Annotated in this window: 14 protein-coding genes; 12 read left to right on the top strand and 2 right to left on the bottom strand. The window is 41.5% G+C overall.

Going from position 1 to position 14,416, the window contains the following annotated elements:
- Positions 1 to 12: 12 nt before the first annotated feature.
- Together T487_RS0100720 and T487_RS0100715 are read right to left on the bottom strand one after the other, a co-directional pair.
- Positions 13 to 897: a hypothetical protein gene (locus tag T487_RS0100720; RefSeq protein ID WP_031572793.1), complete on the bottom strand. Its 885-nt coding sequence runs from the start codon at positions 895 to 897 to the stop codon at positions 13 to 15.
- A 62-nt stretch (positions 898 to 959) separates the two neighbouring features.
- Positions 960 to 2,150 (bottom strand): nucleotidyltransferase, encoded by a 1,191-nt coding sequence (locus tag T487_RS0100715; protein ID WP_031572790.1) that lies wholly within the window; start codon positions 2,148 to 2,150, stop codon positions 960 to 962.
- Positions 2,151 to 2,278: 128 nt separating this feature from the next.
- Between T487_RS0100715 and pta the strand changes: the two genes are divergently transcribed.
- From pta to T487_RS0100655, 12 genes are all read left to right on the top strand, one after another.
- Positions 2,279 to 3,277 carry a phosphate acetyltransferase gene (gene pta / locus T487_RS0100710; protein ID WP_031572787.1) on the top strand — a complete coding sequence of 333 codons (999 nt, stop codon included), beginning with the start codon at positions 2,279 to 2,281 and terminating at the stop codon, positions 3,275 to 3,277.
- Between the two features lie 36 nt (positions 3,278 to 3,313).
- Positions 3,314 to 4,507 (top strand): acetate/propionate family kinase, encoded by a 1,194-nt coding sequence (locus T487_RS0100705; RefSeq protein WP_031572785.1) that lies wholly within the window; start codon positions 3,314 to 3,316, stop codon positions 4,505 to 4,507.
- A gap of 136 nt (positions 4,508 to 4,643) precedes the next feature.
- The gene (locus tag T487_RS0100700; RefSeq protein WP_051651411.1) at positions 4,644 to 5,327 is read left to right on the top strand and encodes a DUF2087 domain-containing protein; all 684 of its coding nucleotides are present in this window, start codon (positions 4,644 to 4,646) and stop codon (positions 5,325 to 5,327) included.
- A gap of 157 nt (positions 5,328 to 5,484) precedes the next feature.
- On the top strand, positions 5,485 to 5,982 hold the full coding sequence (locus tag T487_RS0100695; protein WP_031572781.1) for a YceD family protein: 498 nt from the start codon (positions 5,485 to 5,487) through the stop codon (positions 5,980 to 5,982).
- A 2-nt stretch (positions 5,983 to 5,984) separates the two neighbouring features.
- Positions 5,985 to 6,170 (top strand): 50S ribosomal protein L32, encoded by a 186-nt coding sequence (gene rpmF / locus T487_RS0100690; RefSeq protein ID WP_031572780.1) that lies wholly within the window; start codon positions 5,985 to 5,987, stop codon positions 6,168 to 6,170.
- Between the two features lie 203 nt (positions 6,171 to 6,373).
- Positions 6,374 to 7,360: a phosphate acyltransferase PlsX gene (plsX, locus tag T487_RS0100685; RefSeq protein ID WP_031572779.1), complete on the top strand. Its 987-nt coding sequence runs from the start codon at positions 6,374 to 6,376 to the stop codon at positions 7,358 to 7,360.
- Between the two features lie 66 nt (positions 7,361 to 7,426).
- Positions 7,427 to 7,660: an acyl carrier protein gene (acpP, locus tag T487_RS0100680; protein WP_031572777.1), complete on the top strand. Its 234-nt coding sequence runs from the start codon at positions 7,427 to 7,429 to the stop codon at positions 7,658 to 7,660.
- 141 nt (positions 7,661 to 7,801) lie between these two features.
- A complete protein-coding gene (rnc, locus tag T487_RS0100675) occupies positions 7,802 to 8,491 on the top strand; it encodes a ribonuclease III (protein ID WP_376751688.1) in 690 nt (229 codons plus the stop codon).
- Entirely contained in the window at positions 8,484 to 9,512 is a 1,029-nt protein-coding gene (locus T487_RS0100670) for an elongator complex protein 3 (RefSeq protein ID WP_031572773.1), read from the top strand. The genes rnc and T487_RS0100670 overlap by 8 nt, the downstream gene beginning before the upstream one ends.
- A complete protein-coding gene (smc, locus tag T487_RS0100665) occupies positions 9,503 to 13,069 on the top strand; it encodes a chromosome segregation protein SMC (RefSeq protein ID WP_031572770.1) in 3,567 nt (1,188 codons plus the stop codon). The genes T487_RS0100670 and smc overlap by 10 nt, the downstream gene beginning before the upstream one ends.
- A complete protein-coding gene (gene ftsY, locus T487_RS0100660) occupies positions 13,062 to 13,967 on the top strand; it encodes a signal recognition particle-docking protein FtsY (RefSeq protein ID WP_031572766.1) in 906 nt (301 codons plus the stop codon). The genes smc and ftsY overlap by 8 nt, the downstream gene beginning before the upstream one ends.
- Positions 13,968 to 14,097: 130 nt before the next feature.
- A complete protein-coding gene (locus T487_RS0100655) occupies positions 14,098 to 14,415 on the top strand; it encodes a putative DNA-binding protein (RefSeq protein WP_031572763.1) in 318 nt (105 codons plus the stop codon).
- Position 14,416: the final 1 nt, after the last annotated feature.

Below are 14,416 nucleotides of genomic sequence, written 5' to 3'. Positions count from 1 at the left end.
TGATAACGTCAATTAGAGTATCCGAATCTTCTCGTGAACATCCATCAAAGCATCCTTTAGCTGAAGTTCGATTTTTTTCAGTTCTTCGAGATACTGGTTCATGGCGCTGAGGTTTGTATCGATTTTGCCTCGGATGCTCCAGTCGCTGAAGATGTTGTCGAAGGCAATATCTAGGAATTGATCGCTTCCACTTACTGTTTCCAGGTTGTGTTCCAAAGTCATCTCCACATCCCGAAGTTCCTTTTTCATCTCTTTGGATGCGGCTGATATTCTGGAAATAGCTTTATTTGCTTCATCAAGTCTATTGTATTTAGCAAGGTCAGCAAGGAGCCCGCCACCGAAGAATGTATCGTATGTGGACCAGCCTCTGGCACTTAAGAATTCCTGGATGGCCATTTCTGCATATCCTTTTACATGTTGAACTGCATCAAGAGCCTCTTCCAACTCTCTTTGCAGATGAAATAGGTGTTCTTTTCTTTTTTCCAGTTCTTTTGAAAAAAGAATTCCTTCTGGGTAATCTTGAAGGAGACTTTCCTTCAAATCAGATGTCGCCTGATTGAGTTTCATCAATTCGCTTTGTAAGCGTTGCTCCTTCTTGTTCAGAAGCTCCAATTCATTTTTCTTGTCATCATAGTTGAGCTTTGCCTGTAGATACTCTTCCTGTTCTTTCACCAGTTTTTCTTCAAACTTTCCGGTTACCTTACTAAAGAGTGAAGATAAGGAAGATTGCTCTAGATTTTCCACGTCCTTTTCTTCTTTCTTCATCATAGAGAGAAATGTATGCAACTGAATGTTTTTTGCTTCCAGTTCTTTTGTGGTATCTTTCAATTTCTGTTCCAGTACTTTCTTTTCCTCAGTAAGCTGGAGCCAGCGATTGTAAGTTGTTTCGTATGTCATTGGTACCCCCTTTTTTTAATATTATACGGTTAATTATACCATATTTAAAGATAAAATAAACTTTAAATACGATGCCCTTTAAAATCCCATGAAGAGGCATAGCTTGTGTTTTTCAGTCCATATACTTCAGATGCTTTAAGGTCGAGTTCCTGATATGGATTGAGTGTGCGTCCAAAATTATGCAGGAGATCAATCTCTTTTTTCTTACGAAGACTTGCAAGGATTTCTTTCCCCAAATCGTTGCTTGCAAGTATTTTTACAGATGGGGGAGTCTCTTTGCGCATGGACTGCAGTGCGTATGAATCCATCCCAAGGAGAAACTGAAGGAGAATTCTTGATATTCTCGTTCTTGTATACCTTTTTGTTTTTATTTCATCTATATATTGATCTATGGAATCAAAGGCACATCTTCTAAAAATATCTTGGATTCTCTGATCCAAACCTTCACTGGCTTCAGGGATATTAGAAAGAGTATGGCCATTGGTAATCAGTCTGTATTTAAGAAGATCTTTAAAATCATCCAGGGAGACAAAAGGATACTTCTCTTGGGAAAGCCGTTTCATATACTGGTCCACTGGTTCAGGCACATGTCCGTGTAGAGGAATATTCTGGTAGAGGGTTTTCCGAAGCGCGGTTGCAGAAGCGAATACTTGATCCTCCAGTTCCTCATCATGGTAGCCTTTTCCAGCACGTTTTACTGTAAAAGGCTTCATGGATGAGTCTGTACGATAGAGTGCTTTCATATATTCTATGCCTAAAATATTATTGGGGCTCTGGATAAAGTCCATGGAGATATCAGGCAGAAGCTCCATCAGTGCCTCATTACGGGCTTTCGGAAATGAGTAACCTTCAGAGAGATGTTTTTTTAAGATGTTCTGGTATTCATAGGGTTCTGTTGCTAAGATTTTTGCAATTCTATCCAGTTTTAACAACTCTCCTTCTTCTGAACCAAAGGACAGAAGATCCACGCCATGAAGGCTGTTGAGAATCCTGACGGAACCTTCTGCAAAAAATTCCGCGGAGGATAGCGCATACACCACCGGAAGTTCCAGAACGAGATCTGCTCCTCCGAGCAGCGCCATTTCTGCTCGTCTATACTTATCGATGATGGCAGGAAGTCCTCTTTGGACAAAGTTGCCTGACATCAGGGCGATGATATGAGTAGCACCAGTTGCTTCACGTGTTTTTTCAATCTGATAGGCGTGGCCTTTGTGGAATGGATTATATTCTGAGATGATGGCGGCAATTTTCATAGATTGTCTCCTCACTGTATTTTTACTTCATTTTGGGTCGTTTGCCTTGAAAAGGATACATTAAAAGATGTATTATATTATAAGGTATGTTGTTTAAAAAGTAATGTATAAATTGAAAGGAGATTATTATGGATTTTGTATCCCAAATGAAGGAACTTGCAAAAAGTGACTTGAAGAAGATTGTACTTCCAGAGGGGAATGAAGAGAGAAACTTGAAAGCTGCAGAAATCATTCACAATGAGAACATTGCAGATGTGATCCTTGTGGGCAGCAGAAATGAAATTGAGGAAAATGCGAAAAAGTTTGGCGTCAATATTGAGGGCATTACCATTGAAGATCCTCAGACATCCGAAAGAACTAAGGCTTATGCCAACGAGCTTTATGAACTGAGAAAGAAGAAGGGTGTTACACAGACCATGGCTGAGAACATCATTCTTGATCCTATGTATTACGCAACCATGATGGTGAAAAATGATGATGCACATGGCATGGTGTCTGGCGCTGTGCACACTACTGGAGACCTTCTAAGACCTGGTCTTCAGATCATCAAGACAGCACCTGGCATCAGCGTCGTATCTTCTTTCTTTATCATGATTCTGAAAGACAAGACGTATGGCGAAAATGGACAGATGCTTTTCGCAGACTGTGCTGTGAATCCAAATCCAAATGCGGATGAACTGGCTGCTATTGCTGTGGCCACTGCTGAATCAGCGAAAAAACTTATGAAATTTGAGCCTAAAGTTGCTATGCTTTCTTTCTCTTCTTATGGAAGTGCGAAGCATGAACTGGTAAGCAAAGTGCAGGAAGCAACAAAGAAAGCACAGGAACTGAGACCTGACCTTTCCATTGACGGAGAACTTCAGCTGGATGCAGCGATTGTTGAGTCTGTAGGGCAGAAGAAAGCGGCTGCGTCACCTGTGGCTGGTAAAGCCAACGTACTGGTTTTCCCAGATCTTCAGGCAGGAAATATCGGATACAAGCTGGTGGAGAGAATTGCTGGAGCGGACGCCATTGGACCGATTTGCCAAGGCTTTGCTAAGCCAATCAATGATCTTTCCAGAGGCTGTAGTGTAGAGGATATCGTAAATGTGGTTGCAATAACTGCAGTACAGGCACAAAATCAATAATTCAAAATAAAAGATGATAAGGATGGAGTTAATTAGATGAAAGTATTAGTAATCAATTGTGGTAGTTCTTCACTGAAGTACCAGTTAATCAACATGGAGAACGAATCTTCATTGGCAACGGGTCTTGTGGAGAGAATTGCCATTGAAGGATCAAAGCTGACCCAGAAGGTGGATGGACGGGAAAAGTATGTACTGACTGTTCCAATGAAGAACCATAAGGAAGCGATTTCTCATGTGATCAATACATTGCTGGATGATGTTCAGGGAGTAATCAAATCCTCTGATGAAATCAGTGCAGTCGGCCATAGAGTCGTGCATGGTGGAGAAAAGTATTCCGCATCTGTAATCATCACTGATGAAGTGATGAAGGACCTGGAAGAGTTTTCACAGCTTGCACCACTTCATAACCCACCAAACATCATTGGTATCAATGCTTGTAAGGAACTGATGCCTAATACACCAATGGTGGCAGTATTTGATACAGCATTCCATCAGACCATGCCAGAAAAAGCATTCTTATATGGTCTTCCTTATGAGCTGTACAAAGAGAACCACATCAGAAAGTATGGTTTCCACGGAACCAGCCATAAGTATGTGTCTCAGAGAGCTGCTGAAATTCTAGGCGAGGATATCAAGGGTCTGAAGCTTGTTACTTGTCATCTTGGAAACGGATCTTCTGTTGCCGCTGTAAATGGCGGAATTTCAGTAGATACTTCCATGGGATTCACTCCTCTGGAAGGACTTCTTATGGGAACTAGATGTGGAGACATTGACCCTGCAATCATCCCATATTTGATGGATATGAAGGGATACAGCTATGAAGAAGTCAACAACATCATGAACAAAAAATCCGGTGTTTTAGGTCTGTCAGGCGTTTCATCTGACTTCAGAGATATTGAAGATGCTGCTGCACAGGGAAATGACAGAGCAAAGCTTGCTCTGGATGTCTTCCATTACAGAGTGAAGAAGTATATCGGGTATTTCATGGCAGCAATGAATGGCGTGGATGCGATAGTTTTCACAGCAGGACTAGGTGAAAATGGAGCAGAAACCAGAGAAGAAATCATTTCAGACATGGAATGGTTCGGAATCAAGCTGGATAAAGAAAAGAACAAAGTAAGAGGTCAGGAGAGAATTATCTCTACAGATGATTCTAAAGTGAAGATCATTATTATTCCTACCAACGAAGAATTGATGATTGCAAGAGACACACTGACTCTGCTGAAATAAGATGCAAATGAGAAGGTGCAGGATTTACCTGCGCTTTCTCTTTTTTTTATTGACATAAGCAAAAGAATTATGTTATATCTATCATGAAGCAAACAAAAAGTCTTTTTGTTTGAAAAAAATGGTGGAGATGAGGTTTATGTTTGAAGATATCGAAACTGAAACACATTGGATCTGTGGATTCTGCAGCAAGGAATATCACAAAGGTCAGGTCTTTCCGATTGGAGAAGAATTCTATAATGCAGAGTGGGCTTTCAAGTTGCACAAAGATGAGCATGATATTGTAGAAGAGATTCTGAAACTTCCGAGGACAGCAACTGGTCTTACAGAAGTTCAAGAAGCTTTGATTCCGCTGCTTCATGCAGGCCTGAAGGATGAGGAGATTGCATCAAGGATGAAGATATCTCAAAGTACGGTGAGAAACCACCGGTTCCGTCTGAGAGAAAAAGAGAAGCAAGCAAGAATGTTTCTTGCGGTTATGGAAAAGCTCCATCTGAAACACGGCGATGAAGTGGTGCCGCATAAAGGAGCAACTATGCTGGATGACCGATATCAGACAGATCTGAAGGAACAGGAGAAAATTCTAGAAACGTATTTTAACGATGAAGGTGCTTTAGTGTCATTTCCGGCCAGAGAGAAAAAGAAGATTGTTGTTCTTAGGAAAATCAGCACATATTTTAAAGAAGGTGCGACATATTCCGAAAAAGAGGTGAACAAAATTCTTTCCAGGGTTTATGAGGACTATGTTCTCTTGCGCAGATATCTCATTGAATATGGTTTTTTGGACAGAACCCGCGATGGGGCTGTTTACTTCTTGAAATAATTATCGTATACTTGAGAAATCAAAGGTCATCTGTCGGGTGTACTAAGAAAAACCTTGACTTTTGAAATTTGACTTTATATAATTATACGTGTTTGCTTGAGAAGTATAACTCGAACAAATGAACATCTGTAAAGCGCGGATGACAGGAGAATTCAAAATGGAAATAATACTGCAGGATTCAAACGTAAAATCCATAAGCAAGGATATCGATTTTGCCTACCACAAAGAGAATCTTGTTTATAACAACGAGACCATTGAAATTCTGAAACCCATCCAGATCAAAGGAAGCGTAAATGTACTACAGGGTGTTGCAGAACTTAAGCTGTCTGTATCAACCCGTCTTATGTACATCTGCTCCAGATGCCTCGAACCTTTTGAGGTGGACTTGGACCTTATGGTGGATGAAAAAGTTTCTAAAGATGAACAAGAAGGCGAGAACGTCGTCACCTTAGAGGAAGGAGATGTTCTCGATATAAGAGATGTTGTCATGAATAACATCTATTTGGCATTGCCTTTAAAAGCTCTATGTAAAGTAGACTGCAAAGGACTCTGCCAGGATTGTGGAAAAAACCTGAATGAGGGGCAGTGCAGCTGTACCCATGAAGAGGTGGATCCTCGATTATCAGCCCTCAAGGACATGTTTAAGGAGGTGTAATAATGGCAAATCCAGCTAGAAAATTTTCTAAAGGTAGAAGAGACCGTAGAAGAGCGTCAACATTCAAAGTAAGTGCACCTGGTATTGTTGAATGTCCACAGTGTCATGAAATGAAACTTGGACACAGAGTCTGCAAGCATTGCGGATACTACAACGGTAAGGAAGTTGTGGCAACTGAAGTTGAATAGGAAAGTCTTTGACTTTCCTTTTTTTATACCCGTTTTCTTTTTGAAGAAGACGGGTATTCTTGTTTATCAGCACTTTGATTCTCAAAGAGTTTAAATTTTTCTTAAGAGAATGCTGATATGATTCAGTATATTGATTTGAAGAGTAAGATAAAAGTAAAATAGTGTAATACTGGATGATACCAGTAATTGAAGGAGTGGTTTGTTTGATTATTGCTTTAGATGGAATGGGTGGGGATTTTGCACCACAAGAGTCCGTACAGGGAGCGGTAGAAGCGGTAAAAGAGTATGGTGTCAGTGTTATTCTGACAGGTCCAAAAGAAGTGCTTGAAGAAGAACTCAAGAAATACGAATATGACAAAGAGAAGATTGAAATTCTGGATGCCAGAGAAGTGATTACGCTTAATGAATCGCCTGTCCTTGGAATACGAAGAAAAAAAGACTCCTCTCTCCGACGGGCTATGGATCTTGTGAAAGAGGGGAAAGCAGATGCGGTGGTTTCAGCTGGCTCTACAGGAGCCATTCTTGCTGGTGGCCTTCTTGTCATAGGAAGAATCAAAGGAGTGGACCGTGCTGCCCTTGCTGCTCTAATGCCAGGTAAAAATGGTCCGTTCATGGTTATTGATCTGGGAGCCAATGCTGAAGTGAAGCCTTCTAATCTGGTGGAATTTGCGAAGATGGGAACTGCGTACTTTGAGTCTCTCAAAGGAATCAAGAATCCCAAAGTGGGTCTCATCAACATCGGTGGAGAAGAAGAGAAGGGGAATGAACTGACAAAGGCTGCTTATCAGCTGCTTAAGGCGGAAGAAGGAATTCATTTCGTTGGTAATGTAGAGCCAAGAGAAATTACAGATGGTGATGTAGAGATCCTTGTCTGTGATGGATTCACAGGAAACGTAGTGCTGAAAATGTATGAGGGGGTTGTAAAAAACCTCATGTCTATGATTAAAGGCGCTATGATGAGCACAACCAGAGGAAAGATTGGAGGAGCTCTTGTGAAACCCAGTCTAAAAGAATTCATGCGGAAGAATGACTACAAAGAAGAGGGTGGAGCTAGCCTTTTGGGTGTTGACGGTATTGTGATCAAGGCTCATGGGACTTCAGATGCAAGGGCTTTCAAAAATGCCATCAGGCAGGCTAAGAACTTTTATGACAGAAATTATCTGGAAAAGTTCAAGGAAAATCTGAAATAATATTTATTTTATGTTGCATCGGACGTACATTTCTACTATTATACAAATTGATGGAGGTGAATTGATATGATTTTTGAAAAGCTTAAAGCAATCGTTGTGGATAAACTAAGTGTTGATGAAAACGAAGTAACTATGGAAGCCACATTTGAGGATCTTGGCGCAGACTCCTTGGATATCGTTGAGATCGTGATGGCTCTAGAAGAAGAGTTTGACATTGAAATTTCTGATGATGAGGCAGAACAGGCTAAGACTGTTGGAGACGTTGTAAACTATCTTGTAACAGTAGTCGGTGAAGACTAATCATCCTGTTTACCGAGTCCCGTATAGAGGCTTCGCCTATATACGGGACTTTAATTTTTTTGTATAATAATAAGGATTACAAGTTTATTCGTGAGGCTTTATGAAGCTTGACGAATGAACTTCTATATAAAGGAGTTTGAGATGGAATTTGAGAAGAGAATTGGTGTGATTTTCCACAAGAAGGATTTGCTGGAAACAGCTTTGACACATTCATCCTATGCCAATCAGCATAAGAACATGCAGTATAATGAGAAATTGGAGTTTTTAGGAGATGCAGTATTACAGCTTGCTATTACAGAATATATCTATAAGAACTTTACGGACAAAACAGAAGGGGAGCTGACAAAACTCCGGGCACTGATCGTCTGTGAAGCATCACTTCATTTAGTTGCGGTGAAGTGGCATCTGGGAGAGCATATCAGAATGAGTAAAGGCGAGGAAATCACAGGAGGCCGAGAACGCGCAGCTTTACTTGCGGATGCGGTGGAAGCTGTGATTGCCGCTGTCTATCTGGATCGGGGAATGGATGAGGCTAAGAGCTTTGTACTTCAGCACTTCATGGAAATTGTTGATTTAGCGAATAAGAATGAGATTGTTCTGGATTATAAAACGAGCCTACAGGAGATACTTCAGGAGAACGGCGAAATTGAGATTAAATATGAACTCATTCGTTATGAGGGACCTCCACATCGCAGGAAGTTCTATTCAAAAGTTGTCATTGACAGCATCACCATGGGAAAAGGCGAAGGTTATTCCAAGAAAGAATCAGAACAGCTGGCGGCTAAAGATGCCCTGAAGAAATATGTCCGGGCTGAGGAAAGCCATGAATAGACATCGAATCATTCCGATTTTTATTCCACATGTGGGATGCCCTCATGACTGTATTTTCTGCAATCAGGCAAAAATCACAGGTCAGCTCAGAGAAGACTATAATAAAATTACTGGTAAATTTGTTGAAGAGACGATAGATGCTTATCTGGAAACCATAGACAGGGATCAAACGACTGTCGAGGTTTCTTTTTTCGGTGGCACATTTACAGCCATAGAACTCAGAAAACAGCAAGAGCTTCTTGAAGCGGCTCATCAAGCCAAACTGTGTGGCAAGGTGGATAAAATCAGATTGTCCACCAGACCGGACTATATTGATCTTGCGACGATGAAGCATCTTTCCAGGTATACTGTAGATGTTGTGGAACTGGGAATCCAGTCCATGGATGAGGAAGTGCTTCTTGCTTCGAATAGAGCCTATCCTAAAAAAAGTGTGAAACTTGCATCTGAACTTGTGAAAAAGTTCGGAATGTCCCTGGGGCATCAGCTTATGTTGGGATTGCCCTCTGATTCCAAAGAAAAGGATTTAAAATCATTAGAGGAAGTTCTTTTGCTGAAGCCTGATATGATGCGTATTTATCCTGCGCTGGTTCTGAAAGATACAGAGATGGCAGAGCTATACAAAGAAGGTCTCTATGTGCCATACACTCTGGAAGAGGCTGTGGAGACAGCGGCCCTTATGATGAAGAGATGCAGGGAGGAGAATGTTCTGGTGATTCGTGCGGGACTTCAGACCACGGAGGAGATCAATGAGGGTGGAGAAATCCTTGCAGGACCTTTCCATCCCGCGTTCAGAGAACTCTGCGAGTCCTATCTTCTCATGAAAAGAATTTTAGAAAAGCTAGAAGAATCACTTGAAATCACCATAGGTGAACGGGACCTGTCAAAGCTCTATGCTGGGAAAAAGAAGTATTTCAGAGAGGTTCAGGAAAAGAAAAAAGTGAAAGTGACCATAGTTCCAGATAAAGTGGAAGACATTATAGAAATCAGACCGCTTGGAAAGGGGTGCAGCACATGTATTTAAAGTCTATAGAGATCCGGGGATTCAAGTCTTTTGCAGACCGAACACTCCTCAACTTCAATAACGGGATTACTGCCGTCGTAGGACCCAATGGTTCGGGAAAGTCAAATATTTCTGATGCTGTCAGATGGGTGCTTGGGGAGCAGAAAGTGAAGTCTCTTCGTGGCGGTAAAATGGAGGATGTTATTTTTGCGGGTACGGATTTCAGAAAACCTCTGGGATTTGCAGAAGTCACACTCCTTCTTGACAACAGTGAGCGAAAGCTGCCCATTCCTTTCACTGAAGTCAGTGTCACAAGAAAACTCTTCCGTTCTGGTGAAAGTGAGTATTTGATCAATAATACCACCTGCAGGCTTAAAGACATCCACGAACTCTTCATGGATACGGGAATTGGTAAAGAAGGGTATTCTCTGATCGGCCAAGGAAAGATTGAAGCCATTCTAAGCGGGAAAATGGATGACAGAAGAGCTCTTCTTGAAGAGGCGGCTGGTATTGTGAAGTACAAGAGCAGAAAAGAAGAGTCTGAGAAGAAACTTGAAAATACAGAGCAGAACCTCCTTCGAGTTCAGGATATTCTTAATACCTATGAAGAGAGAATCGGTCCCTTGGAACGCGAAAAAGTAAAAGCGGAAAAGTTTCTGGTGCTCAGTAAAGAGCAGAGGAGCATACAGATTTCTCTGATTCTTTCAGATTTGGAAGAGTTTGAGAGTGAGAAAAAAGTACTAGAGGAGAGGACTCTTCTTGCTGAGAAGAACTTTACAGAGATCAGCAGAAAACGTGAAGAAGCTGTAGAGAAGCAAAATGCACTGGAATCATCCATGGATGAGAAAAAAGCGCTTGAAACAGAAAAGAAAGAAGTATTTTATCAAAAGAGAGAGGAAATGGATTCCTCAGAGAAAGAAATCTCGTTGCTGTCACAGCGTATAGAAGATAAGAAGTCTCTTCTGATGAAAAATGAGAAAGCAGTTGAACTGGCTAAGGAGAGAATCTCACTAGAAACTGCTCAGATAGAAGAGCTGTATCAAGAGTTGGATGGCAGTAAAAACCTCAAAGAAGAAGTGCGTTTAAGACTGGATGAGCAGCAGAGTAAAATCCGGGTTCTGGAAGAAAGTCTGAAACTCAGTGAGGATGCTCAGCGTGGTCTTCGTGAAGAAGAAGAGGATGCTGAGGAAAAAATCCGTTCTCTGCAGGAGGAATCTAAAGAACAGTACCGCCAGAGAGATATGCTGCAGGGCAGAATTGAACATACAGAATCTGTCATGGAGAGCTATGAGGCATCCAGAGTTATGAATGAAATGGCGAAATCAGAGACAGAAGCTGAGATTTTCGAACTGAAACAGAAGATTGAGCTTTATGAGAAAGACCTGATTGCACGAAAAGATGATACGATGAAAGTGACAGAAGAGATGGCAAAGCTGGAATCTGTCATCAAGAATATGGAGTACGAACTGAAGGGACAGGAGTCTCAGATGAATCTTCTCAAGAACTTAGAGGAGCATTATGAAGGCTATACAAAGTCAGTGAAGTCTCTTATGACTTTTTTGAAAGGATCTTCTCATAGACTGGCCTCAAAAGTGCATCTTGTCGGGGAGGTCATAAAACCAAAGGATGGATATGCACAAGCTCTGGAAGTGGCATTGGGTTCTCAGGTCAATAACATCATCACGCCAACAGACCAGGATGCCAAGGTGCTCATTGATCTGCTCCGGGCAAGGTCTTTTGGCCGGGCTACGTTTTTTCCGCTGAATGTAATCAAAGGGACGAAGGCAAAGGATCCTGTCCTGAAAAAAGGAAAACTTCTGGGCAATCTGTTGGATCTCGTTGAATTTGATGCTGGATTTATGGGGATTGCAGCGAATCTTCTTGGGCGGATTTTTGTTGCACGCAATATGGAAGACGCTTTAGCCTCTGCCAAGGAGATGGGGTATACCCACAGAATTGTCACCTTGGAAGGGGATATCATCAATGCGGGCGGTTCTATGACTGGAGGCAGTATTTATAAAAAATCCTCAGGAATCTTCTCCAGAAAGAAAGATCTCGAGGATCTCCAGGCTGCAAATTCGGAACTGAAGGAGAAGCGCCTCGAAGAACTTGCTGAAAAACAGGGGCTTGAAAAAATCTATCAGGAAAAGCTCAAGGCAGAACGTGAAGCTTCATATGTCATTCAGGATCTTCAGATGGAGAAGACAAAGCTCCAGGAAAGAAGAGAAGGGTTTGTGAAGGATCTTAACCGTCTTGCGGGTATTCTGAAAGAAGCAGAGAGAAGTTTGGCTTCTCAAAGAGAGGAACTTGTTCTTCTGGATGGAGAGCTTGAAAGAATTGAGGGGAAAATCAAGGAACATCTGACCCAAAGACTGAAAAGCAAGGATTATCTGAAAGAGCTGAAAGAAAAGCGTACAAAGGAATACAATGAATATGATCTGCTGAAGCAGGAAGTAATGGAAGCTTCTGTTCAGGAAGCGACGCTTATAGAAGCATACAAGGGAAAGCGTGAAGCGATAGATAAGCTGAAAGTCAGCCTCGAGACGCTGGAATCATCCAAATCAGAACTGGAAAAAGAAAATGGTGGACTTCTCATAGAGATCAAAGAGGGACAGAATGCTGTGGCTCTTCTGGAAAAAGCTGTGGAAGCGTTAAAGAGTGAGCTTCAGCACATGGAGAAAATCTTGGACGAAATGGCCATGGAAGAAATTCGGGACAAAGCTGAAATGAAGGATCTCAGCGCAACTGTCAGGACCTTGGATGAAGAGTATCATGTCATTGACAAGGAACTTTTCAAGGTGAAAGATGCACTGGAGAAATTGGAAAAAGAAAATCAGAGTCTCCTTAATAAAATCAATGATGAGCTCAATCTCACCTTGGCAGAAGCGAAAGAAGAGAGAATTCCCATGGAAGACAAGGATCTGTTCAGAAAGAAGTTAAATACTCTGCGCAGAGAAATTTCTTCGCTAGGACATGTGAATGTGGCGGCCATTGAAGAATTCAGAGAAGTCAGTGAGCATAGCACTTTCTTATCCAGCCAGAAGGAAGATCTGGAAAAAGCAAAGCTGGAACTAAAAGAAATCATCATGGATATGACTCTTAGAATGAGAACTCTGTTCACTGAAAATTTTAAGGTGATGAATGAGAATTTTAATGATACCTTCAGAAGGCTCTTCCAGGGAGGGAATGCGAAACTTATTCTAGGGGATGGAGATATACTCGAAGCGCCCATTGAGATCAGTGTGCAGCCACCCGGGAAAAAGCTTCAGAACATTACACTCATGAGTGGTGGAGAAAAAGTGCTTTCAGCCATCGCACTGACCTTCGCGATTCTGAGAATGAAACCTACACCGTTCTGTATTCTTGATGAGATTGAAGCTGCACTGGATGATGCAAATGTTTATCGGTTTGCAGAATTTTTAAGTGAGTTTGCTAGAGAAACACAATTTATACTGATAACGCATAGAAAAGGAACCATGGAGTCTGCCGATGCGCTATACGGAGTCACCATGGAGGAGAAGGGGATCTCGAAGATTGTTTCGATGGATCTGTCGGCTGCAAGGAGGGAAAATGGCTAATTTTTTTGAAAAACTGAAAAACGGACTCTCAAAAACACGTGAGAATATTACAGGAAAAATGAATGAGGTTTTAGGTCTTGCTATGACCATAGACGAGGACCTCTTTGAGGAACTGGAGGAAGTGCTTATCACATCAGACGTGGGATATGAAACTTCGATGGAACTTATTGAAAGGCTTCGGAAGAAAATCAGACTTCAGAAAGTAACAGAAGTGGAAAAAGTCAGAGATGTACTGAAAGAAGTGGTTTCAGAGTTCATGGAAGATGAAGAGAAGATCTTTGAGGTGAAAAAACCGACTATTCTTCTGATCATCGGAGTCAACGGGGTGGGAAAGACCACTTCCATTGGAAAGCTTGCTTACAAGTACAAGAATGAAGGGAAAAAAGTGATTCTCGCTGCTGCAGATACATTTAGAGCAGCAGCCATCGACCAGCTTGAAGTATGGGCCAAGAGGGCAGAGGTTGATATTGTGAGACATCAGGAAGGATCAGATCCTGCGGCAGTTGTCTATGATGCTCTGGAAGCTTTTAAAGCGAGAAATGCGGATGTTCTTTTATGTGACACTGCAGGCCGACTGCATAACAAGAAAAATCTGATGAATGAGTTGGAGAAAATCAGAAGGGTCATCGATAGAGAATTTGGAGACGCGAATATTTACTCTCTTTTGGTGCTGGATGGAACCAGTGGGCAAAATGCGGTGATTCAGGCGAAGGAGTTTCAGAAAGTGGCTCAACTCGACGGAATAATCCTCACAAAGCTTGATGGCACAGCGAAGGGTGGAGTTGTTCTGTCCATCAAAGAAAGTCTGAAAATACCAGTTGTCTATATTGGTGTTGGCGAGGCCATTGAGGATCTGCAAGACTTTGACGCAAAAGCGTTTGCGGATGCGCTGATTTAATTTGGATAGCGGATATTAAGTATCCTGACTCAAAACATAAAATAAATGAAATAAATTTCTGGCTGTTAAGTAAAAGTACTTGACAGCTAAAATCTTTTTCGGTAAACTAATGCATGTGGTAGGTGAGGTTATGGACGATCGTATTGAAATATCCTTGTTGATGGATTTTTATGGGAAGCTTCTGACGGAAAAACAAAGACTTATTTTAGATCAATACTATAATATGGATTTGTCATTGTCAGAGATTGCGGAAAATCAGAATACCAGCAGACAAGCGATACATGACCTGATCAAAAGGTGTTACAGAACTTTGACAGACTATGAAGAGAAGCTTAATCTTCTAGCCAATTCTATAAAAGATGAGGAAGTCAAAGACCAGCTGAGAACACTTTTAAATGAGAAGAATTGTTATTGCAGTGAAATTGAGAAACTCCTTGTGGAGTTATAAG

This window comes from Proteiniclasticum ruminis DSM 24773, assembly GCF_000701905.1.
Lineage (GTDB): Bacteria > Bacillota > Clostridia > Clostridiales > Clostridiaceae > Proteiniclasticum > Proteiniclasticum ruminis.
Note: the sequence above shows the minus strand (reverse complement) of the source record. Positions and strands in the feature narration are given on the sequence as shown.